This is a genomic window from Flavobacterium gawalongense (genome assembly GCF_007097265.1).
Classification (GTDB): Bacteria; Bacteroidota; Bacteroidia; order Flavobacteriales; family Flavobacteriaceae; genus Flavobacterium; species Flavobacterium gawalongense.
Window position 1 is genome coordinate 1 of record NZ_VJZP01000042.1, and the last position, 23691, is coordinate 23691.

Here is a 23691-nt window from a genome sequence, read left to right on the forward strand (position 1 = left end):
TTCACTCCTCTAAAAATATTTCTATCTGCCATCAGGCAAAAATAATAAATTGCGACCTAAACGCCTATACCTATATTGTTTTTGCAAATCCATTTTGGATGAATTATTGCTAAGCAAAACAAGTCTTTAATTAAATCCTGTCTGAATGAAGCTTCACATTTTGTTTTGACGGGATTTTCTGTTTATTATTTATTAATATTGTAAAAATGGGCTTTTGAATGGCATTGTATTATTAAAATTAAGCATTATTTTATATCTTTCATGAAGTTTTTATTGTTTAAAGAACAGTGTAAATCAATTATATAACACATAAAAACAAAAAGCTTAAAATAAATTTTATGCCTAAAAATAAAATCTTAATCCTATTTTCCCATCCACTATTCGAAAAATCACATGCGAATAAAGCCTTGGTGGAAAATATTCCCGATTCAGAGAACATTACTTTTCATGATTTGTATGAGGAATATCCGGATTTTGATATTGATGTAAAACACGAGCAGGTTTTGTTAAGCCAACACGACATTATCATTTGGCATCATCCTATGTATTGGTATAGTTGTCCGCCATTGATGAAACAGTGGATTGATATGGTATTGGAACACAACTGGGCTTATGGAAAAAAAGGTAAGGCTTTGCAAGATAAAATTATTTTTCAGGTAATTACTACAGGTGGCAACAAGGAAAATTATTGCGAAACCGGTAGTGATCGCTATAGTATTCTTGAATTACTGGAACCGTTTAATCAAACAGCAAAAGTGTGTAATATGACCTATTTACCCCCTTTTGTAATACATGGAACACATAATATGACCAAAGAAGATTATGAAAAAAACGGCTTGATTTATGGTTATTTTCTCGACTATTTAGAAAATAATGATTTAGATACGGATGAAATTTTGCAATACCATTATTTAAATGAATGGTTTGCTACAATAAAAACATAACATGGATACGAATTTTCTACTTCAGGCAATTATTTATTTGACAGCAGCCGTAATTTGTGTGCCTATTGCTAAAAAATTAGGGCTGAGCTCCATTTTAGGCTATTTATTAGCTGGAATAATTATTGGGCCTTATGTTCTTGGTTTTATTGGCCAGGAAGGACAGGATATCATGCATTTTGCCGAATTTGGTGTTGTAATGATGTTGTTTTTGATTGGCTTGGAATTGGAACCGAGTAAGTTTTGGAAAATGCGGAAATTCATTCTGGGAATGGGTTCTTTACAATTGGTTGGAACAACCCTCATTCTGTTTCTTGGATGCCTTTTTTTCATGGACTGGAAATGGGAAACCACATTAGCCATTTCGCTGGCACTGGCATTATCTTCTACTGCCATTGTATTACAAACCTTAAAAGAAAAAGGATTATCAAATACGTCAGTGGGACGTTCCTCATTTGCGGTTTTACTTTTTCAGGATATTGCAGTAATCCCAATTTTAGCCTTTTTACCTCTTTTGTCAACGGTAAATCTTGAGGCAACAAATGATGCACCACAATCATTAATTACAGGTTATGCCAGCTGGTTGCAAACGGTAATTGTACTTGGAATTATTTCGATAATCTATTTTGCCGGTCGCTTTTTATTTGTTCCATTATTGCATATTATCGCAAAAACTCGGTTGCAGGAATTGTTTACCGCTTCAGCATTGTTATTGGTAGTTGGTGTTTCTTATTTAATGCATTTGATTGGATTAAGTCCTGCGCTAGGTGCTTTTATGGCTGGGGTGGTACTTGCCAACTCTGAATTTCGTCATGAATTAGAAGGTGATATTGCACCATTTAAAGGGTTACTTTTAGGTTTATTCTTTCTGGGTGTCGGCGCATCGATAAATTTCCAATTGATTATGGACAATCCATTATTTATTTTTGTTTTTGGAGCGATTCTAACTTTAGTGAAATTTATAGTTCTATTTATGACCAGTAGATTTTATAAAAAGAAAATAGATCAAAATCTACTATTTGCTTTTAGTTTGAGTCAAGCTGGTGAATTTGGTTTTGTGATTATGAGTTTTTGTATACAATTAAATATTATACCTAATATTTTAGCCAATCAAATTATGGCAGTGATTGCCATGAGTATGGTTGCGACTCCTTTTCTGCTACTAATAAATGAGCGAATAATTTATCCCAACACCAGAATTCAGGAAAAAGAAATAAAAAAAGACAATGATTATATTGACGAGGATAATCCCGTTATCATAGCTGGTTTTGGGCATTTTGGAAGTACAGTTGGCCGTTTATTGAGAGCTAATCAAATAAAATCAACTATTCTGGATTATGATTCAGACCGAATCGATTTATTACGAAAAATGGGTTTCAAGGTCTATTATGGGGATGCAACCCGATTAGAGTTATTGAAAGCTGCTGGTTGTGAGAATGCGAAAATTTTTATTGCTGCCATAGATAATCCAACAGTAAATCTTCAAGTAATTGAAACCTTAAAAAAACATTTCCCAAATTTAAAAATCTTAACCCGTGCCCGAAATCGAAATGATGCCTATGAATTAATCGATCATAAAGTCGAACATATATACAGGGAAACTCTATACAGCGCAGTTAATATGGGTGTTGATGCATTGGTCGAATTAGGCCTTCGAAAATATACGGCAACCAGACAAGGTCAACAATTTATAAAATACGATGAAATCACCACACGTAAACTGGCCGAAAAACGTCATGATAAAATGGCATATATGATTACAATTAAGGAAGAAATTGAATTACAAGAACAATTATTAAAGAGTGACATCTATTCCCAAGTTGCGGCAACTAATCACAGTTGGGATAGCCAGCATTTGAAAAACAATCTGGCGGACTTGTCTGACTCATCTGAATTACCGGATTAAATCTAGTTTACACCAATAAAAAAGGCATAATTAACACCCTTAAAACGGATTAATTATGCCTTTTTTTATGCTTTTAATAAAAACTATCTTGAATAGTTTGGAGCTTCTTTCGTTATCGTCACATTATGTGGATGACTTTCGTTGATTCCGCTTGCGGTAATACGAACAAAACGTCCTGTTTCCTGTAACGTTGGAATATCTTTTGAACCACAATAGCCCATTCCGGCACGAAGACCACCAATGAATTGTTGCATGCTTTCATTCAATTCCCCTTTGTAAGGTACACGACCTACAATTCCTTCTGGAACCAGTTTTTTCACATCATCTTCCACATCTTGGAAATAACGATCTTTAGATCCTTCTTGCATCGCTTCAACAGAACCCATTCCTCGGTATGATTTGAATTTTCTTCCTTCGAAAATAATGGTTTCCCCAGGAGATTCCATTGTTCCGGCCAGTAATGAACCTAACATCACACAATCCGCGCCTGCAGCTATAGCTTTAGGGATATCACCTGTGTAACGAATTCCACCATCAGCAATTACTGGAACTCCAGTACCTTTTATAGCTGCTGCTACTTCAAGTACCGCAGAAAATTGAGGAAAACCAACACCCGCAACTATACGAGTAGTACAAATAGAACCTGGTCCAATTCCTACTTTCACACCATCGGCACCATTTTCAACAAGATATTTAGCTGCTTCAGGAGTGGCAATATTACCAACAATAACGTCTAATTCCGGGAATTTAGCTTTTACTAATTTTAGTACATCTACAACTCCTTTTGTATGTCCGTGAGCGGTATCGATTATAACTGCATCTACTCCAGCATTAACCAAAGCAGTAGCTCTTTCAACAGCATCTGCAGTAACACCTAATGCAGCCGCTACACGTAAACGTCCGTATTTGTCTTTATTTGCATTTGGTTTTTGAGTCAGTTTGGTAATATCTCTAAACGTAATTAAACCAACTAATTTATAATCCGCATTTACTACTGGAAGCTTTTCGATTTTATATCCTTGCAAAACTACTTCGGCTTGTTCCAGTGAAGTACCTTCGGCAACTGTTACCAAGTTCTCACTTGTCATTACCTCAATGATAGGTCTGGCATTATTTTTTTCGAAACGTAAATCTCTATTGGTAACAATACCCTTAAGTTTTTTATTTTCATCAACAATTGGAATACCACCTATTCCAAATTCTTTCATCGCGTTTTTAGCATCAGCAACTGTAGAAGTCAATGGTAAGGTAACCGGATCTATAATCATTCCTGACTCGGCACGCTTTACTTTACGTACTTTAGCAGCTTGCTGCTCAATCGTCATGTTTTTATGTAAAACACCAATTCCTCCCTCTTGTGCCATAGCAATTGCCATTGCACTTTCGGTAACGGTATCCATAGCTGCTGATACAATAGGAACGTTAAGTGTTATGTTTCTTGAAAATTTTGATTGGATACTCACTTCGCGTGGAAGCACATTTGAGTAGTTGGGAACTAATAGTACATCATCGTAAGTTAATCCTTCACCGATAATCTTAGAATTGTGTGCGATCATTGCAATTTGTAGTTGTAGTTAAATTGCGTGCAAATATAGACAATCTTAAGCGAAAAAACGACTACTTTTTACAATATAATGATTAAATTGCATTTCATTGATTATTTCGACACCTATAACTAAGCCTGATTCTTCGCAATTCATAAAATCCTGGCTTTTTTGATATGACAGAACCTCAACAACAAATAAAAGGGCTTTCAGGTGATGAAGTTTTGCAATCAAGAGCAAAATACGGCCCTAATTCCTTAGCACATCAGGATAAAAATACGTTCTTAACTTCTTTAATTGAAATGGTTAAAGAACCTATGTTTTTGAAAACCAAAATGGAACCAGAATCATTGCTGCCAAAGGTGTTCCGGAAGCTTTAATTGCATGCTCTAATTTATCAGAAAAAGAAACACAACAAATCCTTGCCGCAATGACAACTATGGCTACGAAAGGTTTTCGGGTTTTAGGAGTTGGCGTTGCTGAATTTTCAGGAACAAATTATCCCAAAAAACAACAAGAATTTTCGTTTCATTTTAAAGGATTAGTTGCTTTTTACGATCCTCCAAAAGAGAACATAAAAACTGTATTTGAAACATTTTATAAAGCTGGCATCCAGGTAAAAATAGTTACGGGTGATAATGCCGAGACAACTGCCACAATCGCTAAACAAATTGGTTTTCAAAACGCTGAAAAAACACTGAATGGAGATGAATTAATGGCAATGGATGACATCACGCTAAAAGAAAAAGTCATGGAAACCACCATCTTTACGAGAATGTTTCCTGAGGCCAAACTCAAAATCATAAAAGCCCTGAAAGATAACAATCAAATAGTAGCCATGACAGGCGATGGCGTAAATGACGGACCCGCTTTAAAATCAGCTCACATAGGAATTGCCATGGGTAAAAAGGGAACTGAAATTGCTAAACAAGCTGCCAATCTTATTCTTATTGATGATGATTTTTCTAAAATGATTGATGCCATTGCTATGGGGAGAAAAATATATAACAATCTAAAAAAAGCCATACAATACATTATTTCCATACACATCCCAATCATAATGATCGTGTTTATTCCCTTGGCATTGGGATGGATTTATCCAAATATTTTTTCGCCGGTTCACGTAATTTTCCTTGAAATAATTATGGGCCCCAACCTGTTCCATAATTTACGAAAATGAACCTGTGGAGCGCAATTTGATGTTGCTCAAACCAAGACCTTTTACCAATACTTTTTTCAACCTGAAAGAAATTGCCATTAGTATTATTCAGGGTCTTGTAATCACAATGGGGCTTTTATTTGTCTATCGTTTTTGTGTGGCTGATAATTGCTCGGAAAGTATAACAAGAACTACCGTTTTCCTTACATTGATAGCTTCCAATATTTTTCTGACACTCACCAATCGTTCTTTTTATTACTCCATATTTACCACTTTAGGCTATAAAAACAATTTAGTTATAATGATAATTGGAATAACCATTCTGATCACGGCTTTATTGCTGTTTGTTCCTCTGTTCGCTCATTTTTTTGAGTTCGAAAGGGTTTCGGGTTTCCAAATAGGTTTGAGCATTTTAGTGGGATTTGTTTCGGTACTTTGGATAGAAATTTACAAATGGTTAAAGAGAAAAAAGAATCCGTAAAACTCAGCAAACAAAAAAAACAGACAATCCGCAATTAGGCTTTAATAAGGCTCGTCACTGTCTTTAAAAATAACGTTAAGTCCAAATTGAAAAGAAAGACTATTGGCTTTTGCCAAATCATGATATTCTAACAGATTATCCGCAAGAACGTACAAATTGAGTTTTCCAAGTTGTGCAGACAATCCCAATCCAATGTTTTTATACGAATAGGAATCTAAAGTATAGGTCGCTTTCATTTGTAAATTATTGAAAATATTCCTTCTGTAATACGTTGTAAAAGCCATAAAAGGCGTTCTTGGGGTTGACATAATAAATAATTGAGCGCCAACAGCATTTCTATATCCAGAATCAGTGCCGTCACAATTACAATCTTTACTTCTTGAATCATCAAATGAATATTGAATAGACGAATTAAACTTGGCGGGACGCCAGGTCGTGTATTTAGTATATAATGTATCCAATGGAATAGCATCTTTAAATTCCTGATATACATTTCCTGCCGCATTCCCATTTGTGAATTTAGGATTTATCCCGTCGTATTTATAATACCCTTTAAACGTAAAAGTCTCTACATCTTTAGTATGCCTTATAAATCCAACATCAACAAGACTTGCCGTAAACTGAATATTTTTTTTGGGATAATAGGTAAGCCCTGCATCAAAACCAAGCCCTAAATCACCTCCAAAAAAGACTTTTTGTTTAATATCTCTTACTACATCTCCTGAATAATCTTCATCGATATATTTTGAAATTCCAGAAGTATTAAGTTCTAAATTCGAAGAAATAACTTGCTCGTAAATTCCATTAGTAGAAGGAATGGTATAAATATATCCAGAATTTTTAGTCGAAGTAGCATTAAAAGCGCTGGAATAAATTTTTCCTCGAAGTCCCACAATTAAGTTATTCTTTATGTTTTTATGATATCCGATATGAAGAACCGAAAGCATTTCAGCTTTTACATTTAAATCTCCCAAATTAAACACTTTTCCTAAATAATCTCTATTCCCGTCCAAAGCAAGTATAGCTAAATCTTTAGGCATATAACTCAGAAAATCAAATTCCTGATACATTCCAAAGGAAATATATGAGTTACTTTGCCAATCGCCAACTTTGAAGCCTCCGTTGAATAATTCTATTTGTTCGTTTATTGTAGCTTTATCTTTTCTGGTAGTGGAGAATACAACATTTCGCAATTTTACATTAAAATCCACTCCGTCATTGGCAAATAAATCATAGGCCGAAAAACCGCTGGAACCTACATTAGCAGAAATACCCGATAATAAAGGAATTCCAAAATACCATTTGTACTTCACATCAGAACCTGGATTAGTCATTAAAGACTGAGGCACTGAAGTGAAATTATATAAAATTTGTTTGTTTTGAGAAATACATTCAACCGATACAAATAGAACAAAAAGCAAGATTATTTTTTTCATTCTACAACTAAATAAGCGGTTACACCTGAACGTAATTTTAAACTCCCGGTACTGCTCTCACTTAATATCGGACCAGGAAGCATCTTAAGAATGAAAGCAATTTTAGTGGTTCTTTTCAACAAATCAAGTTTAGCATTTGCAAACACATCGGTTTTAGTGACCAAATTTTCAACGCCAGTATAGGCAGGTATAGCAAAATTAGTAGAATAAAGAGCCTGATTATTTTTGTCCAGATAGACTAGATCTAAAGTATAGGCCCTATTTATAGTATTATTAATTTCAAAAAAGAAATCAGCTCTTACTAAATTGTCTTTAAAAAAAGCATCATTAAAGATGTCAATCGTTGGGGTGTCAACAGTTACAACTTGTTCTACACCATTAGTCACAAATTGATTTGCAGGAACATCAAAATGAGCCAAATTTGAAACAAAAACAGGTTCTAATTTTAAATCATTGACCTGATTAAAGTCAAGATCACTTGTACATGAAAAGAAAAACAGTACCGGAATTAGTATTCCTAAAATCCTATGAAAAACCAGTGGTCTCATTTTATTATTTGTTAAAATCAATCTCATACTTACTAAACTACGAACGCATCAAAGTTCTTATTATTATATTTGTCAATATTGTAAAAATCTAAAATAGATCTTTTTCTAATGAAATTCTCCAAATAATTTAGAAGCTTCATTATAAGCGCTTTCAAAACTCATCGGGCTTGTATTTGTATTTTCTTTTTGTGAAGTGAAATAGGACAATAATTTCTCTGTTGGCATATTTCCTGTTAAATTATCAGTTGCCATTGGGCATCCACCAAAACCTTGAATGGCTCCATCAAAACGACGGCAACCCGCTTTGTAGGCTGCATCTATTTTCTCAAACCATTTATTAGGTGTTGTATGAAGATGAGCGCCAAATTCTATTTCGGGATATTTTGGAATTAAATTCGAAAATAAATAGGAGATTACATCCGGTGTTGAACTTCCCACTGTATCCGAAAGCGATAGGATTTTCACTCCCATATCGGATAATTTTTGAGTCCACTCGCCTACTATTTCTGTATTCCAAGGATCTCCATACGGATTACCAAATCCCATAGAAAGATAAGCAACCACTTCTTTATTGCCTCTATCAGCAATTTCAAGAATTTCTTGTAACGTGATTAATGATTCCGCTATTGTTTTGTGAGTATTCCGCATTTGGAAATTCTCAGAAATTGAAAACGGAAAACCTAAATAGTGTATTTCAGGGTGAACAGAAGCTAATATTGCCCCTTGTGTATTGGCTATTATTGCAAGAAGTTTACTTCTGGTTTGAGATAAATCAAGTTGCGCCAGAACTTCGGCAGTATCCTGCATTTGCGGAATCGCTTTTGGAGAGACAAAACTCCCAAAATCTATGGTGTCAAATCCTACGCGCAATAAAGATTGTATATAAGATACCTTTCTTTCAGTAGGAATAAATTGCTTAATACCTTGCATGGCATCGCGTGGACATTCTATAATTTTTATTGGCTCCATAGAAAACCAAAGATAGGAAAACAATTATGAATTTTAAATTATGAATTTTAAATTTCAGTAAATTAACATTATTACGTATTTTGGTAATAATTATAAATATTACATAATTTGGTAATATTAAATATTATTACGTTATTTGGTAATAATTTTATTTTTAACTTTTAAAATTGAATTTAATTTTTTAATTATATTTGGATATGACAAGCATAATCACTGGAGATATTATTAATTCAAGAAAACTACCTTCTAAAATTTGGATTGACGGTTTGAAAAAATTATTAAACACCAAAGGTAAAAACCCGAGTGAATGGGAAATTTATCGTGGTGACGAATTTCAACTGGAAGTTATAAATCCCGAGGAAGCGCTACTCACAGCTTTACAAATTAAGGCCTATCTAAAAACCCTAAAACTTGATGCGAGAATGAGCATTGGTTTTGGAGATAAAACGTATAAAGCAGAAAAAATTTCCGAAAGTAATGGAACTGCTTTTGTACATTCTGGTGAACTTTTTGAAACTTTAAAAAAGCAAAAAACTACCTTAGCCATTAATTCCGGCAATCCTGATTTTGACACTGAAATGAACCTAATGCTTCGTTTAGGGCTAACTTTTATGGACAATTGGCTAGTCCAATCGGCTGAATTTGTTCTGACAGCTATAGAAAATAAATCTCTTTCACAGGAAGAAATCGGTTTGAAACTGGGCATAAATCAAGCTGCGGTAAGCCGAAGACGAAAACGAGCGCAATTTGATTTGGTTACGGAACTAGACAATCATTTCAGAAAAAAAATTAAAACCATTAACGTATGATTATTTTCATAAAACTACTTCTTGCACATTTGCTTGGTGATTTTTTATTGCAACCTACATCTTGGGTTTTAGATAAAGAAAGCAGAAAACACAAAAGCATTTATCTTTATATCCATACACTTCTTCATTTTATTCTGGCTTGGGCTTTAATTGGCGGGACTGATTTTGTTTGGTTTGCCATTTTACTGGCGGTAACGCATGGAGGAATTGATTTTTTGAAATTACATTTTCAAAAAAATAAAACAAAACGCAACTGGTTTGTAATTGACCAACTGTTACATCTTATTGTAATCATAGTAATTACGCTACTTTATACTAACGAACGTATTGATTTTACAGCATTCGACAACCGATTTTGGATCTTTGCGACAGGAATACTTTTACTGACAAAACCTACATCGATACTTATAAAGAATATTATTTCTATTTGGACTCCTGAAAACAAAACAAGCGACGATTCCTTATCCAATGCCGGAAATTACATTGGAATATTGGAACGCCTTTTCGTTTTTTATTTTGTCATTACTGCCCATTTTGAAGCCATTGGTTTTTTATTGGCTGCAAAATCTATTTTCAGATTTGGAGATTTAAAAGAAGCCAAAGACCGAAAACTTACTGAATATGTTCTTATCGGAACCTTATTGAGTTTTGGCATTGCATTATTGACAGGGCTTTTAGTAAAATTTGGGTTGTTGCAATCTTTCTAAAATCTTTTTATTTATGGCTTTCACTAATCCCGGGCCTTCATAAATAAAACCAGTGTACAATTGCACCAAACAGGCTCCTGCTTCCAATTTTTCAATCGCATCATCGGCAGAATGAATTCCTCCTACTCCAATAATAGGAAACGCTTTTTTACTTTTTTGAGATAAAAATCGGATCACTTCAGTGGAACGTTGCGTTAATGGTTTTCCTGACAAACCTCCCATTTCTATTTTGTTTTCGGATTGTAATCCTTCGCGTGAAATGGTTGTATTGGTAGCAATAACTCCTGCAATTTTGGTTTCTTTTACGATATCTATAATATCCAGTAACTGCTCATCGGTTAAATCAGGGGCAATTTTCAGGAGAATTGGTTTTTGTTTTGGCTTTGCCAAATTCTTATTTTGCAATGTTTGCAACAATTGTGTCAATGGTTCTTTGTCTTGCAAAGCACGAAGATTGGGCGTGTTTGGGGAACTCACATTCACCACAAAATAATCAACATAGTCATACAAAGCATCAAAACAAATTTCGTAATCTGATGTTGCTTCTTCGTTTGGCGTTAGTTTGTTTTTTCCAATATTTCCGCCAATTAAAACATCTTTGTTATTTTTTAATCGTTCTACGGCTTCCTGAACTCCGCCATTATTGAACCCCATTCTGTTGATAATCGCGCTATCTTCTTTAAGACGGAACAAACGCTTTTTAGGGTTTCCTTCTTGTCCTTTTGGAGTAAGAGTTCCTATTTCGATAAAACCAAAACCAAAGTTGGACAATTCTTTATACAACTTGGCATCTTTATCAAAACCAGCAGCTAAACCTACCGGATTTTTAAATTTCAATCCAAAAACTTCGGTTTCTAATCTTGGGTCATTTACCTCGTAAAGCGATTTAAAAACAAATGAAAATCCTGGGATTTTAGACAAGAAACGAATCAATGAAAAAGTAAAATAATGAACCTTTTCTGGATCAAAACAAAAAAGTATCGGGCGAATAAGTAATTTATACATGGTTGTTGTGTTGGTGGTGCAAAAATAGAACTATCTATTCGATAATTAAATATTTGGAAAATAATTTTATAAATCATTTTCATTTATTGGAAACAAGTATTAATTGTGCAAACCTTAATTTAAACTTTCATTTAAAAAAGTATGCAATTTCTTCGTTTATTATGTTAAGTATTTGATTATATCTTTGGCTTTTTGCTTATTAATTTCAGCTACTTATTAATAGATACAAAGAAAAGACAAACTCATCTAAGTAAAATCATTTTCTAAATAAACTGTATATTTGTGTCTCATTAAAAAATACTTTATGCAACATATTATTGACCGTTTTATTGGTTATGCAACTATAGATACAGAATCTGATCCCAACTCAGAAACTACACCAAGCACTAAAAAACAATGGAATTTAGCCAACAAACTGGTTGAGGAATTGAAAGCCATTGGATTGCAAGACGTAACAATAGATGACAAAGCCTATATTATGGCTACTTTGCCTAGTAATGTGACTCATGAAGTGCCTACCATCGGATTTATTTCGCACTTTGATACTTCCCCAGATTTTAGCGGTGCTAATGTAAAACCTCAAATTGTTCCTAATTATGATGGTAAAGACATTGTATTAAATGCCGATAAAAACATTGTATTATCACCAAGCTATTTTAAAGATTTGTTGTTGTATAAAGGACAGACTTTGATAACCACTGACGGAACAACATTGCTGGGTGCTGATGATAAAGCCGGCATTACCGAGATTGTTACCGCAATGGAATTCCTTGTCAACAATCCCGAAATCAAGCACGGAAAAATCAGAGTTGGTTTTACACCAGATGAAGAAATTGGTCGTGGCGCACATCATTTTGATGTAGCTAAATTTGGAGCGGATTGGGCGTATACCATGGATGGCAGTCAAATAGGCGAATTGGAATATGAAAATTTTAATGCGGCTGGCGCCAAAATTACTTTCAAAGGAAAAAGCGTGCATCCTGGTTATGCCAAAGGAAAAATGATCAATTCTATGTTGATTGCTAATGATTTTATCAATGAATTACCAATTGATGAGACACCCGAAACAACAAAAGGATACAAAGGTTTTTTTCACGTACATCATTTAACGGGAAGTATCGAAGAAACGGTTTTGGAACTCATAATTCGCGATCATAACAAGAAAAAATTTGAAAAACGCAAAGAATTAATCGAGAAAATCACCCGAAAAATCAACAAGAAATTTGCAAAACAATTTGGCGAAGATATTGTTATTACCGAAATAAAAGACCAATATTACAATATGAAAGAAAAGGTTTTACCTGTAAAACATATTGTGGATATTGCAGAAAAGGCTATGAGAGAATTGGATATAAAACCACTTCTAAAAGCTATTCGTGGCGGAACTGACGGTTCTCAATTATCGTATAAAGGGTTACCTTGCCCAAATATTTTTGCTGGCGGGCATAATTTCCACGGAAAATATGAATATGTTCCTGTAGAAAGCATGCAAAAAGCAGTTAACGTAATTGTAAAAATTGCCGAATTGACTGCAGCGGGTGATTTCACTAAAACGGAAGAAATAGCTAAAAATAAAAAATAGTTGGAGCCCCTAAAAACCAATACACATACCTGGGATAAAGTCAATAGTTGGTCAGAAGAATTAGGCTGAAATCAATTATTGCTAAAACGGAACTGATCGAAACCACGAAATGGGGCGGTTGCGTTTATGTCCTCAATGATAAAAATGTACTTGGAGTCGGAGGATTCAAAAATTATTTTACGATTTGGTTTTTTAATGGCGTTTTCCTGAAAGATGAAAAACAGGTTTTGGTTAATGCACAAGAAGGTGTTACTAAATCATTACAACAATGGCGCTTTTCATCAAAAGAAGAAGTCAATGAAGCGGCAGCATTAGATTATATTCATGAAGCGATTACCAATGAAAAACAAGGAAAACATCTTAAACCTGAAAAAGGAAAAATTATAGTTTCTGAACTTTTCCAAAAAGAATTAGATGCTGATCCGAATTTAGCAAAAGCATTTCTAAAATTCTCGCCTTACAAACAAAAGGAATTCTTGGAATATATAGAAACCGCAAAACGAGAAGAAACCAAACGGTCCAGAATCGAAAAAATAAAACCAATGATACTTGAAAACATTGGCTTAAATGACAAATACCGATAAAATCAAGTCCCATTTCTGAAGCATCAGGTTGGGATTTTTTTTATTCAACCCATAGACTACACTCCCGTATACTCTCGCCATCACTTCCTAATATGCTATATGAAATTCATTTTCAAAAACGCTCCTTAAAGCTTTTGAAAAAGAAACATGCCAATTTAAACTCCCATCCCAGATACTATTTATCGCAAATTAGAAAGTTTTTTTTTGCGAACTATACTAAAAACCAACGTATTAAATCACTATATTTACTTATAGGCACTTAACAATTTATTAATACCTGAACAACTTTTGGTTTAATTGGATAAAAATAATACTAACACTATAAATTATGATACAAAAGAAAGAAGCGGAAACTGCTCCAGTATCTCCCGCAAAACCTGAAATTGACAAACCGATTAGAGCTAGAAAAACTAAAGTAACCAAACCTTTAGAAGAACCAGTTGAAATAATAGAACCAGTAATAGAAGAAATCATAACGGAAACTATAGAAATTTCTGCGATTAATCTAGATCAAAACACCGCTGTTTCAAATAAAAAAGACAATAAAAAGAAGACTAAAAAGAAAGTAAAAGATAAAAAAAACGCTAAAAAAGCCGATGCGAAAGCAAAAGCTAAAAAGGCAAAAAAAGCCAAAAAGGATAAAGCTAAAAAAGCGAAAGTCAAAGCAAAGATAAAAGCTAAAAAAGCCAAAGCAAAATCTAAAAAAGCGAAGAAAGCGAAGAAGAATAAAAAATAATAAGATTATTTTTTATCAAAAAAAAGTCCCAACCCGAATAATCGGTTGGGACTTTTTTTATTCATTAAAGCGAAAATTATTTTTTGTTCAATGCTGCACTCATTTCCATAGAAATAGCTGAACGCTCCATTTTAAGCTTTCCTGACATCGTTTCAACAACAACAGTGGTATCAGCTAACTCAGAAATTTTTCCGTGAAGACCACTTTTAGTAATGATTTTGTCACCTACTTTCAAAGTGCTTTCAAATTCTTTTTCGTTTTTCGCTCTTTTTTGTTGTGGTCTGATCATAAAGAAATAGATCACCACAAACATTAATAAAAACGGTGCAAATTGAGTTAATTGTTCCATAATTTTAATTCTCTTTTTATTTGTTAATTATTACATTAAACCACGACCGGCTTTAATGATTCTTTTGCTGGTTTGTAATTCTTTTACTAAATTATCTAAAATTCCGTTGATAAAAATACTACTTTTTGGTGTAGAATATTCTTTAGCAACTTCTAAATATTCATTAAGGGTAACTTTTACAGGAATAGATGGAAATTTCAAAAATTCACAAATTGCCATTTTAAGAATAATGGTATCAATTTCGGCAATTCTATCACTATCCCAATTGGGTGTTTTATCAATATATTCTTTGGCTAATTCGGATTCGTTTAAGACCGTTTTTCGAAACAAATCCTTAACAAAGTCTTTATCCTCATTGTCTTTATACAATTTTGGCATTCTGAAATTGTCGTCTTCACCAGATTTAATCGCTTTCAATTGCTTGATAATATGTGTATTCACTAACGGAATATCATCAACCCAAGTTAACTTATCATCCTCTAAATATTCATATAATTTTTCGTTAGGAACAATTACTTCCATAAACAAATCAACGATAAACTGTCTGTCTTCTTCAAATGTATTAGTCGAATCACTCATGTATTTTGCATACAATTTGCTCGCCTTTATATCATTCAGCAATAATAAAATATAATCGTCGTTTAAAGTCCAATTATTGATTTTACGATTTTCCAGCGCAATACTTAGTGAATTATTTTCGGAAAGAATTTGAAAAATACGGTTTTTGATGAATTTCTCGTTGGGTTTACGTTCCTCAGGAGTTGCAAGATGTTTCAGACTGGATTTATGCAAAAAGACAGTTTCTGTTTTACAAATTTCAATCAGGGAAGAAAGCATTATAAGGTATAAATCTTGAATATTGTCGATACTGTAAAAAAGGAATTTTTCTTCTTTTTCCAGATTATCTGAACCGCTTTGATGCATCGCATAAATGGATTGCATGACTTTAACGCGTATGTGTCTTCTATTTACCACCTTGTAAGAACTTTTATTAATTAGTCTGCAAAAATAAGTATTTCATTTTTTAAAATAAAATATATAATCGCTTATTTTAAAAGTATTCAGTGATCAGTATTCAGTGAACGGCAATAATTGGACACTGAATACTGAACACTGAAAACTACTTCTTACTGTTTTCTATCTTTCTTTGATCAATTCTATTTTGAGCAATCGTCAAAGCCGCATGATGTGTAGTCATCTTGTTTGCAATGGCAAAATCAATTATTTCCAGCGTAGTATTGTAAATATTCTCTGTTTTACGCATGATTTCAGCTTTGTCATAATGAGCCAATTCCGCATAAACATTGATGATACCACCCGCATTAATTAAGAAATCTGGCGCATAAAGAATTCCTCGTTCCTGCAAAATTGCTCCGTGGATATTCTCATTTGCCAATTGGTTATTAGCCGCACCAGCAATTACTTTTGCTTTAATTTTATGCACGGTTGCATCATTTATAGTTGCTCCCATGGCACAAGGCGCATAAATATCAACATCCGCACTATATAAATCTTCGCCTGAGAATATTTTAGCGTTGTACTTAGCTCCTACTTCATACAATCTTTCTTCATTAATATCAGTAATCGTTACTATTGCTCCTTCTTTTGTCAAACAATCAACTAAAGTTTCTCCAACATGACCAATTCCTTGAACCAATACTTTTTTACCCCCCAAAACATCAGAACCAAATTGATGCTTTGCGGCTGCTTTCATACCTAAATATACTCCGTAAGCAGTTACAGGTGATGGATTTCCAGAACCACCTCTTTCTTCAGAAATTCCAGTAACATAAGGTGTTACATCTCTTACTATGTCCATGTCTTTAGTCTCCATACCTACATCTTCGGCAGTAATGTATCTTCCGCTTAAAGAATGCACAAATTCACCAAACTTACGCATCAACTCAGGTGTTTTTTGAGTTTTGGCATCGCCAATAATAACCGCTTTACCTCCACCAATGTTCAATCCTGTAATGGCAGCTTTATAAGTCATACCACGAGAAAGTCGCAATACATCGTTTAGCGCTTCCCATTCATTGGCATAATTATACATACGCGTACCACCTAAAGCGGGACCCATAACCGAATTATGAATACCAATAATTGCTTTTAAACCTGTATCTTTGTCGTTGCAAAATACAATTTGTTCGTGATCATCAAATGATAATTGGCCAAAAACGGGATCCATTTTTTGAAGTTCCTTTCCAGTTGTGAAAGCTGCATTCATAGTATTAATTTTTATAGTGATAAATTATGAATTCGTCAAAAAGACAAATCAAATTTACATAAAAAATATACATGTCCTAATATTTTAGTTTGAAATTATTAATTTCGCAATTATAACAAAAATAAATCAATTTTAAACATTATCAAAAATTGATTGTTAATCAACAAATAAAACTTTTTCAACACAGAATATCTTAAAAAAATGAAAGAATTACGTTATTTAAATAAATATTTTATCAAATATAAATACAGTTTTTCTCTTGGTATTTTATTTACAATTATCGCACAAATATTTTCTTTGTTTACTCCAAAATTGATTAGCAAGTCATTCATGGTAATTGAATCATTTTCTAAGGATAAAACCATTACTGCGGATGTCATTCGTCAAGAATTAATTTCAAATATTTTACTGATTATTGCCACTACCATTATAGCTGGTTTTCTTACTTTTTTGATGAGACAAACCCTGATAGTTATGTCGAGACACATTGAGTTCGATTTAAAAAACGAAGTGTTTCGTCAATATGAAAACCTATCACAAAACTTCTATAAGCAAAACCGTACAGGTGATTTGATGAACCGTATCAGTGAAGATGTTTCAAAAGTAAGAATGTACGTGGGGCCCGCAGTAATGTATACGATTAACACTTTTATTCGTTTTGCAATTGTAATTGGTTATATGTACAATGTATCGCCACGATTAACATTGTACACCATTCTTCCTTTACCTGTATTATCGTATTGCATTTTCAAATTAAGTTCTGAAATCAATAAAAGAAGCACTATTTTCCAGCAGTATTTGTCCAAAGTATCGAGTTTTTCGCAAGAAATATTTTCTGGAATCCGAGTGATAAAAGCCTATTCATTAGAAGACCAACATCAAAACAATATGGTGGACTTAGCGAATGAAAGCAAAAGCAAGAGTTTGAATTTGGCAAAAGTACAATCATTGTTTGGTCCGTTAATGCTGGCGCTGATAGGAATTAGTAACTTGGTTGTGATTTATTTTGGTGGTCTAATGTATATCAATGGGACTATAAAAAGCATTGGTACTATAGCCGAATTTATTTTGTACGTCAATATGCTTACTTGGCCGGTTGCTTCATTAGGATGGGTTTCGTCAATGGTTCAAGAGGCCGAAGCTTCGCAAAAGCGCCTTAATGAATTCCTGAAAATCGAACCGGAAATAAAAAATAAAAACCCAAATAAATCTATTATTGAGGGTACTATCTCATTCGAAAATGTGAGCTATACCTACGAAGACACGAATATAGAAGCATTAAAAAATATTTCCTTTAAAGTAAAAAAAGGAGAAACGCTGGCGATTCTTGGAAAAACAGGATCTGGAAAATCAACTATTTCTTCTTTAATCTCCCGCTTGTATGAAGTAACAGATGGAAGAATAACTGTTGATGGAAACGAAATAAGCACTTTGAATCTATATGATTTAAGAAACAACATCGGAATTGTTCCACAAGATGCCTTTTTGTTTTCGGATAGTATCAAAAACAACATTAAATTCGGCAAAGAAAATGCGACTGATGAGGAAGTGGAAGCTGCTGCAAAAAATGCCGTAGTGCATGACAATGTCATTGGCTTTAACAAACAGTACGATACTATTCTGGGAGAAAGAGGAATCACTCTTTCGGGTGGACAAAAACAACGTGTTTCTATAGCCCGAGCAATTATTAAAAACCCGGCTATTTTACTTTTTGATGATTGTTTATCAGCCGTGGATACAGAAACCGAAGAAGCGATTTTGAATAACTTATTTGAGATTTGCAAGGATAAAACGACCATTATTGTTAGTCATAGGGTTTCATCGGCAAAAAATGCAGACAATATTATCATTCTTGAAGAAGGAAAAATTATCCAACAAGGTTCTCATAATCAATTGATAAATCAAGAAGGGTATTATGCATCCTTGTATTTAAAACAACTTTCAGAAAAAGAATTACTATAATTGTTGTATAATAAATAAATTTTTATGATTTTTGATTGCTATTAAATAAAAAATTGACAGAAAGGATTATGAGAGAAAATGACATGTTAGAAAAAGAAGAGATATTTTCTAAAGTTTTACGTGCTGGAAGAAGAACCTATTTCTTTGATGTAAGAGCTACTAAAGCTGATGATTATTACATAACGATTACCGAGAGCAAAAAATTTACCGAAGAAGACGGATCGTTCCATTTTAAGAAACACAAGATTTATTTATACAAAGAGGACTTTGCTGCCTTCGCAGAAATTCTAGGAGAAATGACTTCTTATGTTTTGAACCACAAAGGGAAAGAAGTAATCTCTGAGAGACACCAAAAAGATTTCAAAAAAGAATATGCAGCTGAGAAAACAGATGATGATGAAATCATACCGCAAACATCAACTTTTACTGATATAGAATTTGATGATATTTAATGTTTAGTTGCCTACTTACAAAACGAAAAGTCCAAAAATCAGTTGATTTTTGGACTTTTTTTATATCCGCCTAAAATGTAACTATTAGGGGCAATCGTTCTTCATTTTTATTACTAAAAAAGGATTTCTATTTCGATAAAATTGTATATTTTTATTCCAAAAAGTTCTCTAAACACTTTAGATTTTTTTAGATAAACCTATATTATTATGTATTAGAATGGAAATAAAATTATTAATTATCCCGGGACTGGGTGATTCCGGAGAAGACCATTGGCAAAGCTACTGGCTCAAAAAATATAAAAATGCCACTAAGGTAATTCAGGACAATTGGAACGAACCTCAACTAGAGAAGTGGCTCGACAGACTGAATGAGGCGATCCTAAAATTAGATAATCCAACAATTTTGGTGGCTCACAGTCTTGCGGTTTCCTTAGTAATGCATTGGGCTTCTGTAAACAGCAATCCTAATATAATAGGTGCTTTACTGGTTGCTCCAGCGGATGTTGATTCTCCTGAGCATACGCCAGAGAGCATTTGGAACTTTTCGCCAATACCGTTGTCAAAATTGCACTTTCCTTCCATAGTAGTTACCAGTGAAAATGATCCATATATATCATCACAAAGAGCAGAATATTTTGCTGAAATGTGGGGTAGTGATTTTATAAATATTGGTCAAAAAGGACATATCAACTCCGAATCAAATCTTGAATTTTGGGAAGAAGGACAATTGATATTGCAACAATTGATTGATAAAATTAATAGGTCGTAATAGTATCCAATACGCTACCTTTTATACAAACCTACTAAATCCCCCGAGGAAATAATATGTCCTCTCATAGTATTTAAGAGTTCTTTTTCGCCAGTATTTGGTGGTAAATTAAGTTTAGCGTCTAAAGCATACACTTTAAAATGATAATGGTGCGTGCCACTTGGAGGACATGGCCCAAAATACTTATTCTCATGGATGCTGTTTCTACCCTGGGTTCCGGGTCTACTATCTTCTTTTATAGTAGTTTTTGGTGGAATGTCCCACAGTAGCCAATGGCAAAATGTTCCATTTGGAGCATCCGGATCATCTACTATGATGGCCAGACTTTTAGTATTTACAGGAATATCCTCTATTATGAGTTCCGGGTTTATATTTAACCCATCACAAGTATATTTTGAAGGGATAAATTCATTGTTCTTAAAAGCAGGACTTTTTATTGTCAAGATGGTACTTATTATTGTCGACATGATATATAGTATAATAAGGTTCATAATTGGGCTTATTAAATGGAATTATTTTAAGTCATTTTTTGTTTTTTAATTTTTTTGGAAACATTTTAGTTATTAATCCGCGATTGTTTGCCCACGTTTTTGCATGACTTATTGCTGTGGCAATAATTCTCCCCTCCTCCATATTGCCTTTTTTGAACAATGCATTGGCAATTTCAATGGCTTTATTGCGAACCACTTGGGGAAGATTCTTTAGAGAATTTGGATAATCTGTTCTTGTCCAAGGCATGACATTCTATTTAATCGTTTTGTTTTGAAACATAATAATAGCTATCGTTATTGTGAATATTATGAAATAACGATAGCCTTTTTCCTAATGTGTCAATTGTTGTTCATTACACATTGCGGCGCATTTACGGCATGCTTCAGCACATTTTTTGCAATGTTCCATTTGCGGATATTTTTCACATTCGGTGGCACATCTTTCGCACATTTCTAAACATAAGTTTAAAAAGACAGCTGCATTTTCAGAGTTTCGCTCTAATAATTGTGCTGTTAAACGACATATATCAGCACAATCCTGATCGTTCATCATACAACAGGACATATCCATTTGTTTTTCCAAATGGCATGCATCATAACAATGTGTGCACTGTGCTGCACAAAAATGCAATACGTCAATCATTTTTTGCTTTTCCATCTTCAATGTGTATTTAATTTATAATCTTGTTTTAAATCAATGGGCTGAGTGGCCCTAATTTTTTTACAGTGTTGTGTTTCCCTAACTTTTAGAAGATTCCACTAATAATTGGATTTCTCTTAAATCATTTAAAGGATTAGCACTAATCAAACGACAAAGTTATTTGAAGCGAATCGAATGGACGCTTAATTAAGTGCGAAGTAAATTTACATTATTTTTTCATTCAATATCCTGTATTACAAGTTATTAACATTTTTATAACTGAAATTTTTATTGTTAATTCAGCTATTTTACAACTATTTTTTGAAGTTACCCAATTCGCAATCCATTTTCAATTTTGAAATCAGGTGAAAGTAAAATCACATCGCCTGCTGAACCTACAGCACCTAATATCAGACATTCGCTCCTGAATTTCCCAATTTGCTTTTTAGGAAAATTGACCACCGCAACAATTTGACGGAGGACTAAACCTACCTTAAAAAAATATATTTACTTAATAATCAACAACAATCAAACTCAATAACTCGTAACTTTATATATTATTTGTAATTAAAATTAACATCCAAACAAAAACACGCCATGGAAAATATAAATTGGGTAATAGACCCAGCGCATTCAGCGGTACAGTTCAAAGTCAAACATCTTATGATTGCTACTTTAACGGGAAGATTCGATGAAATAACAGGCACTGTGGAGGCAAGTGACAATTTTGAAAACGCAAAGTTTTCATTTAGTGCCAATGTCAATTCCATCAACACTAATGATGAGCATAGAGACACACACCTAAAAAGTGCTGATTTCTTTGAAGCGGAAAAGTTTCCTAAACTTTCATTTACCTCAACGAGGTTCACAAAAACCGCCGATACTAAATTTGAATTGACCGGTAATCTTACCATTAAAGATGTTACAAAACCGGTTGTCCTGAATGTAGAATATGGAGGCATGGCTACAGACCCTTGGGGGAATGTAAAAGCAGGTTTTGAGTTAAAGGGAAAAATAAATCGTAAAGACTTTGGATTGCTTTGGAATGACACAATAGAAGCTGGGGGCACTATGGTAAGCGAGGAAGTAGCATTGATTGCGAATATTGAGTTATTGAAAAAATGATATCAAATTGCAAATTGACATAAAACTATCAGACAAACATTTTCAAAACATATACCTGAAGAAAACTTCGCATTATATCCTATAGCATTCTTAGCAAGTCTACGGCACAAGACAATAAATCAAAAAACTGAACGCTTTTTAGAACAAAATACGGCAGCTACCCAATCTGCAACCCATTTTCTATTTTGAAATCAGGAGCCAATAGAATCACATCGCCTGCTAAACCTACTGCACCTAACACCAAACATTCACTCATGAATTTTCCTATTTGCTTTTTAGGGAAATTGACCACCGCAACAATTTGTCGGTTTAGCAATTCTTCTTTCTGATAGCGTTGGGTGATTTGTGCCGATGTTTTTCTGATTCCGATTTCTGAACCAAAATCTATTGTTAACTGATAAGCCGGTTTTCGGGCTTCGGGAAAATCATTAACCTCCAGGATAGTTCCCACACGCATTTCTACTTTTTCGAATTCAGACCAAGATAGCATAATTTTTATTTAAGTTTAAAGTTGTAAATCAAACGCTTCACAGACTAAAATTAGTATTTTAAATCTAAAACACAATCCTTTTTTCTTAACTTTAAACCTGAAACTTTAAACTAGAAAAACTTCAATGTCAAAAACTGCTTCAAAGATGGTTCCGCTTGGAACTATTGCTCCCGAATTTTATTTGAAAGACACCACTTCCAACGAATGGTTTTCTTTTGTGGATTTAAAAGGCGAAAAAGGAACTTTGGTGATGTTTATTTGCAATCACTGTCCCTTTGTGCATCATGTTCTAGAAGAAATTTTGATGATTGCCAATGATTATCATGTACAAGGCATTGGAATCATTGCCATTTCAAGTAATGATGTGATAAAATTTCCTCAAGATGCACCTGAATTGATGACGGAATTCGCTTTTGAAAATAATTTTGAGTTTCCTTATCTTTATGATGAAACCCAAGAAGTCGCCAAAGCATACGATGCGGCTTGTACGCCTGATTTTTTCTTGTTTGACAACCAAAACGAATTAGTGTATCGCGGTCAGTTGGACGATAGCCGACCGGGAAATGGAATTCCGCTTAGTGGCAACGATTTACGTGGTGCGATTGACAGCGTGATTTACAATCGAATAATTAATCCCAATCAAAAACCAAGTATTGGTTGCAATATAAAGTGGAAATAAATCCAATTATAAAAAAAGCATTCTGACTTTCAACAGAATGCTTTCTTTTTATGTTCGAAAACAAAAAAAGTTGCAACTATTTATACTAATTCTGTAATAC

27 protein-coding genes and 1 pseudogene are annotated in these 23691 nt (G+C 33.7%); 15 read left to right on the forward strand and 13 right to left on the reverse strand.

Translation table 11 applies throughout. From position 1 onward, the window contains the following. The first annotated feature begins 338 nt into the window (after positions 1 to 338). Both FNW38_RS15835 and FNW38_RS15840 read left to right on the forward strand, forming a co-directional pair. On the forward strand, positions 339 to 944 hold the full coding sequence (locus FNW38_RS15835; protein ID WP_143388735.1) for an NAD(P)H-dependent oxidoreductase: 606 nt from the start codon (positions 339 to 341) through the stop codon (positions 942 to 944). 1 nt (position 945) lies between these two features. Further along, positions 946 to 2847, forward strand: a complete 1902-nt coding sequence (locus FNW38_RS15840; protein ID WP_143388736.1) for a monovalent cation:proton antiporter-2 (CPA2) family protein — start codon at positions 946 to 948, stop codon at positions 2845 to 2847. 83 nt (positions 2848 to 2930) lie between these two features. On the opposite strand, the gene guaB is transcribed toward FNW38_RS15840, so the two are convergent. Next, positions 2931 to 4403, reverse strand: a complete 1473-nt coding sequence (guaB, locus tag FNW38_RS15845; protein WP_143388737.1) for an IMP dehydrogenase — start codon at positions 4401 to 4403, stop codon at positions 2931 to 2933. Positions 4404 to 4567: 164 nt separating this feature from the next. On the opposite strand from guaB, the gene FNW38_RS15850 reads away from it, so the two are divergent. The 3 genes from FNW38_RS15850 to FNW38_RS17820 are packed head-to-tail and all read left to right on the forward strand — an operon-like array spanning position 4568 to position 6031. Continuing rightward, entirely contained in the window at positions 4568 to 4771 is a 204-nt protein-coding gene (locus FNW38_RS15850) for a cation-transporting P-type ATPase (protein WP_143388738.1), read from the forward strand. 59 nt (positions 4772 to 4830) lie between these two features. Beyond that, a complete protein-coding gene (locus FNW38_RS17815; RefSeq protein WP_235890220.1) occupies positions 4831 to 5571 on the forward strand; it encodes an HAD-IC family P-type ATPase in 741 nt (246 codons plus the stop codon). A 4-nt stretch (positions 5572 to 5575) separates the two neighbouring features. Continuing rightward, positions 5576 to 6031: a cation transporting ATPase C-terminal domain-containing protein gene (locus FNW38_RS17820; RefSeq protein ID WP_235890219.1), complete on the forward strand. Its 456-nt coding sequence runs from the start codon at positions 5576 to 5578 to the stop codon at positions 6029 to 6031. A 41-nt stretch (positions 6032 to 6072) separates the two neighbouring features. Here the strand turns inward: FNW38_RS17820 and FNW38_RS15860 are convergent, their stop codons facing one another. The 3 genes from FNW38_RS15860 to FNW38_RS15870 all read right to left on the reverse strand — a co-directional run bounded on the left by FNW38_RS15860 (position 6073) and on the right by FNW38_RS15870 (position 8984). Continuing rightward, positions 6073 to 7467, reverse strand: a complete 1395-nt coding sequence (locus FNW38_RS15860) for a DUF5723 family protein (protein WP_143388739.1) — start codon at positions 7465 to 7467, stop codon at positions 6073 to 6075. Further along, a complete protein-coding gene (locus FNW38_RS15865; RefSeq protein WP_143388740.1) occupies positions 7464 to 8015 on the reverse strand; it encodes a hypothetical protein in 552 nt (183 codons plus the stop codon). The genes FNW38_RS15860 and FNW38_RS15865 overlap by 4 nt, the downstream gene beginning before the upstream one ends. Before the next feature lie 105 nt (positions 8016 to 8120). Next, complete coding sequence (locus FNW38_RS15870) at positions 8121 to 8984, reverse strand: hydroxymethylglutaryl-CoA lyase (RefSeq protein WP_143388741.1); 864 nt, start codon at positions 8982 to 8984, stop codon at positions 8121 to 8123. A gap of 197 nt (positions 8985 to 9181) precedes the next feature. On the opposite strand from FNW38_RS15870, the gene FNW38_RS15875 reads away from it, so the two are divergent. Together FNW38_RS15875 and FNW38_RS15880 are read left to right on the forward strand one after the other, a co-directional pair. Next, complete coding sequence (locus tag FNW38_RS15875; RefSeq protein ID WP_143388742.1) at positions 9182 to 9793, forward strand: hypothetical protein; 612 nt, start codon at positions 9182 to 9184, stop codon at positions 9791 to 9793. Continuing rightward, positions 9790 to 10500, forward strand: coding sequence for a DUF3307 domain-containing protein (locus FNW38_RS15880; protein WP_143388743.1), 711 nt, complete (start codon positions 9790 to 9792; stop codon positions 10498 to 10500). Before FNW38_RS15875 ends, FNW38_RS15880 begins: the two co-directional genes overlap by 4 nt. Here FNW38_RS15880 and FNW38_RS15885 read toward each other — a convergent pair. After that, entirely contained in the window at positions 10468 to 11505 is a 1038-nt protein-coding gene (locus FNW38_RS15885; RefSeq protein WP_143388744.1) for a quinone-dependent dihydroorotate dehydrogenase, read from the reverse strand. The genes FNW38_RS15880 and FNW38_RS15885 overlap by 33 nt on opposite strands. Before the next feature lie 304 nt (positions 11506 to 11809). Here FNW38_RS15885 and pepT point away from each other — a divergent pair, with 304 nt between their 5' ends. From pepT to FNW38_RS17540, 3 genes are all read left to right on the forward strand, one after another. Continuing rightward, a complete protein-coding gene (gene pepT / locus FNW38_RS15890) occupies positions 11810 to 13087 on the forward strand; it encodes a peptidase T (RefSeq protein WP_143388745.1) in 1278 nt (425 codons plus the stop codon). Positions 13088 to 13134: 47 nt separating this feature from the next. Beyond that, on the forward strand, positions 13135 to 13671 hold the full coding sequence (locus FNW38_RS15895) for a YdeI/OmpD-associated family protein (RefSeq protein WP_218043738.1): 537 nt from the start codon (positions 13135 to 13137) through the stop codon (positions 13669 to 13671). A gap of 328 nt (positions 13672 to 13999) precedes the next feature. Next, on the forward strand, positions 14000 to 14407 hold the full coding sequence (locus tag FNW38_RS17540) for a hypothetical protein (RefSeq protein ID WP_185963156.1): 408 nt from the start codon (positions 14000 to 14002) through the stop codon (positions 14405 to 14407). 76 nt (positions 14408 to 14483) lie between these two features. Here FNW38_RS17540 and yajC read toward each other — a convergent pair whose 3' ends face one another. The 3 genes from yajC to FNW38_RS15920 form a co-directional block, all read right to left on the reverse strand. Next, positions 14484 to 14756 carry a preprotein translocase subunit YajC gene (gene yajC / locus FNW38_RS15910; RefSeq protein WP_143388748.1) on the reverse strand — a complete coding sequence of 91 codons (273 nt, stop codon included), beginning with the start codon at positions 14754 to 14756 and terminating at the stop codon, positions 14484 to 14486. A gap of 30 nt (positions 14757 to 14786) precedes the next feature. After that, on the reverse strand, positions 14787 to 15698 hold the full coding sequence (gene nusB / locus FNW38_RS15915; RefSeq protein ID WP_143388749.1) for a transcription antitermination factor NusB: 912 nt from the start codon (positions 15696 to 15698) through the stop codon (positions 14787 to 14789). A 178-nt stretch (positions 15699 to 15876) separates the two neighbouring features. Further along, on the reverse strand, positions 15877 to 16983 hold the full coding sequence (locus FNW38_RS15920) for a Glu/Leu/Phe/Val family dehydrogenase (RefSeq protein WP_143388750.1): 1107 nt from the start codon (positions 16981 to 16983) through the stop codon (positions 15877 to 15879). 201 nt (positions 16984 to 17184) lie between these two features. Between FNW38_RS15920 and FNW38_RS15925 the strand changes: the two genes are divergently transcribed. The 3 genes from FNW38_RS15925 to FNW38_RS15935 all read left to right on the forward strand — a co-directional run bounded on the left by FNW38_RS15925 (position 17185) and on the right by FNW38_RS15935 (position 20166). Further along, positions 17185 to 18945: an ABC transporter ATP-binding protein gene (locus tag FNW38_RS15925; protein WP_143388751.1), complete on the forward strand. Its 1761-nt coding sequence runs from the start codon at positions 17185 to 17187 to the stop codon at positions 18943 to 18945. A gap of 68 nt (positions 18946 to 19013) precedes the next feature. Continuing rightward, a complete protein-coding gene (locus FNW38_RS15930; protein ID WP_143388752.1) occupies positions 19014 to 19397 on the forward strand; it encodes a PUR family DNA/RNA-binding protein in 384 nt (127 codons plus the stop codon). Positions 19398 to 19614: 217 nt separating this feature from the next. Then, complete coding sequence (locus FNW38_RS15935) at positions 19615 to 20166, forward strand: RBBP9/YdeN family alpha/beta hydrolase (RefSeq protein WP_143388753.1); 552 nt, start codon at positions 19615 to 19617, stop codon at positions 20164 to 20166. A 14-nt stretch (positions 20167 to 20180) separates the two neighbouring features. Here FNW38_RS15935 and FNW38_RS15940 read toward each other — a convergent pair whose 3' ends face one another. The 4 genes and pseudogenes from FNW38_RS15940 to FNW38_RS15955 form a co-directional block, all read right to left on the reverse strand. Further along, positions 20181 to 20633 (reverse strand): YbhB/YbcL family Raf kinase inhibitor-like protein, encoded by a 453-nt coding sequence (locus tag FNW38_RS15940; RefSeq protein WP_143388754.1) that lies wholly within the window; start codon positions 20631 to 20633, stop codon positions 20181 to 20183. Positions 20634 to 20688: 55 nt separating this feature from the next. Further along, positions 20689 to 20904 carry a DUF2188 domain-containing protein gene (locus tag FNW38_RS15945; protein WP_143388755.1) on the reverse strand — a complete coding sequence of 72 codons (216 nt, stop codon included), beginning with the start codon at positions 20902 to 20904 and terminating at the stop codon, positions 20689 to 20691. An 84-nt stretch (positions 20905 to 20988) separates the two neighbouring features. Then, positions 20989 to 21315 carry a four-helix bundle copper-binding protein gene (locus FNW38_RS15950; protein ID WP_143388756.1) on the reverse strand — a complete coding sequence of 109 codons (327 nt, stop codon included), beginning with the start codon at positions 21313 to 21315 and terminating at the stop codon, positions 20989 to 20991. Positions 21316 to 21624: 309 nt separating this feature from the next. Beyond that, positions 21625 to 21783 (reverse strand): annotated as a pseudogene (locus tag FNW38_RS15955) (tRNA-binding protein); the annotation flags it as partial. A 111-nt stretch (positions 21784 to 21894) separates the two neighbouring features. Here FNW38_RS15955 and FNW38_RS15960 point away from each other — a divergent pair. Further along, complete coding sequence (locus FNW38_RS15960; protein WP_143388757.1) at positions 21895 to 22422, forward strand: YceI family protein; 528 nt, start codon at positions 21895 to 21897, stop codon at positions 22420 to 22422. Between the two features lie 157 nt (positions 22423 to 22579). Here FNW38_RS15960 and FNW38_RS15965 read toward each other — a convergent pair whose 3' ends face one another. Then, a complete protein-coding gene (locus tag FNW38_RS15965; RefSeq protein WP_143388758.1) occupies positions 22580 to 22915 on the reverse strand; it encodes a tRNA-binding protein in 336 nt (111 codons plus the stop codon). A gap of 121 nt (positions 22916 to 23036) precedes the next feature. Here FNW38_RS15965 and FNW38_RS15970 point away from each other — a divergent pair, with 121 nt between their 5' ends. Further along, positions 23037 to 23591: a thioredoxin family protein gene (locus tag FNW38_RS15970; protein WP_143388759.1), complete on the forward strand. Its 555-nt coding sequence runs from the start codon at positions 23037 to 23039 to the stop codon at positions 23589 to 23591. Positions 23592 to 23691: the final 100 nt, after the last annotated feature.

What these genes read in the sequence shown, in the direction of transcription:
- FNW38_RS15835 (WP_143388735.1), top strand. Translation starts at nt 339, where the DNA reads ATGCCTAAAAATAAAATCTTAATCCTATTTTCCCATCCACTATTCGAA.
- FNW38_RS15840 (WP_143388736.1), top strand. Translation starts at nt 946, where the DNA reads ATGGATACGAATTTTCTACTTCAGGCAATTATTTATTTGACAGCAGCC.
- guaB (WP_143388737.1), bottom strand. Translation starts at nt 4,403, where the DNA reads ATGATCGCACACAATTCTAAGATTATCGGTGAAGGATTAACTTACGAT.
- FNW38_RS15850 (WP_143388738.1), top strand. Translation starts at nt 4,568, where the DNA reads ATGACAGAACCTCAACAACAAATAAAAGGGCTTTCAGGTGATGAAGTT.
- FNW38_RS17815 (WP_235890220.1), top strand. Translation starts at nt 4,831, where the DNA reads ATGGCTACGAAAGGTTTTCGGGTTTTAGGAGTTGGCGTTGCTGAATTT.
- FNW38_RS15860 (WP_143388739.1), bottom strand. Translation starts at nt 7,467, where the DNA reads ATGAAAAAAATAATCTTGCTTTTTGTTCTATTTGTATCGGTTGAATGT.
- FNW38_RS15865 (WP_143388740.1), bottom strand. Translation starts at nt 8,015, where the DNA reads ATGAGACCACTGGTTTTTCATAGGATTTTAGGAATACTAATTCCGGTA.
- FNW38_RS15870 (WP_143388741.1), bottom strand. Translation starts at nt 8,984, where the DNA reads ATGGAGCCAATAAAAATTATAGAATGTCCACGCGATGCCATGCAAGGT.
- FNW38_RS15875 (WP_143388742.1), top strand. Translation starts at nt 9,182, where the DNA reads ATGACAAGCATAATCACTGGAGATATTATTAATTCAAGAAAACTACCT.
- FNW38_RS15880 (WP_143388743.1), top strand. Translation starts at nt 9,790, where the DNA reads ATGATTATTTTCATAAAACTACTTCTTGCACATTTGCTTGGTGATTTT.
- FNW38_RS15885 (WP_143388744.1), bottom strand. Translation starts at nt 11,505, where the DNA reads ATGTATAAATTACTTATTCGCCCGATACTTTTTTGTTTTGATCCAGAA.
- pepT (WP_143388745.1), top strand. Translation starts at nt 11,810, where the DNA reads ATGCAACATATTATTGACCGTTTTATTGGTTATGCAACTATAGATACA.
- FNW38_RS17540 (WP_185963156.1), top strand. Translation starts at nt 14,000, where the DNA reads ATGATACAAAAGAAAGAAGCGGAAACTGCTCCAGTATCTCCCGCAAAA.
- yajC (WP_143388748.1), bottom strand. Translation starts at nt 14,756, where the DNA reads ATGGAACAATTAACTCAATTTGCACCGTTTTTATTAATGTTTGTGGTG.
- nusB (WP_143388749.1), bottom strand. Translation starts at nt 15,698, where the DNA reads ATGCAATCCATTTATGCGATGCATCAAAGCGGTTCAGATAATCTGGAA.
- FNW38_RS15920 (WP_143388750.1), bottom strand. Translation starts at nt 16,983, where the DNA reads ATGAATGCAGCTTTCACAACTGGAAAGGAACTTCAAAAAATGGATCCC.
- FNW38_RS15925 (WP_143388751.1), top strand. Translation starts at nt 17,185, where the DNA reads ATGAAAGAATTACGTTATTTAAATAAATATTTTATCAAATATAAATAC.
- FNW38_RS15930 (WP_143388752.1), top strand. Translation starts at nt 19,014, where the DNA reads ATGAGAGAAAATGACATGTTAGAAAAAGAAGAGATATTTTCTAAAGTT.
- FNW38_RS15935 (WP_143388753.1), top strand. Translation starts at nt 19,615, where the DNA reads ATGGAAATAAAATTATTAATTATCCCGGGACTGGGTGATTCCGGAGAA.
- FNW38_RS15940 (WP_143388754.1), bottom strand. Translation starts at nt 20,633, where the DNA reads ATGTCGACAATAATAAGTACCATCTTGACAATAAAAAGTCCTGCTTTT.
- FNW38_RS15945 (WP_143388755.1), bottom strand. Translation starts at nt 20,904, where the DNA reads ATGCCTTGGACAAGAACAGATTATCCAAATTCTCTAAAGAATCTTCCC.
- FNW38_RS15950 (WP_143388756.1), bottom strand. Translation starts at nt 21,315, where the DNA reads ATGGAAAAGCAAAAAATGATTGACGTATTGCATTTTTGTGCAGCACAG.
- FNW38_RS15960 (WP_143388757.1), top strand. Translation starts at nt 21,895, where the DNA reads ATGGAAAATATAAATTGGGTAATAGACCCAGCGCATTCAGCGGTACAG.
- FNW38_RS15970 (WP_143388759.1), top strand. Translation starts at nt 23,037, where the DNA reads ATGTCAAAAACTGCTTCAAAGATGGTTCCGCTTGGAACTATTGCTCCC.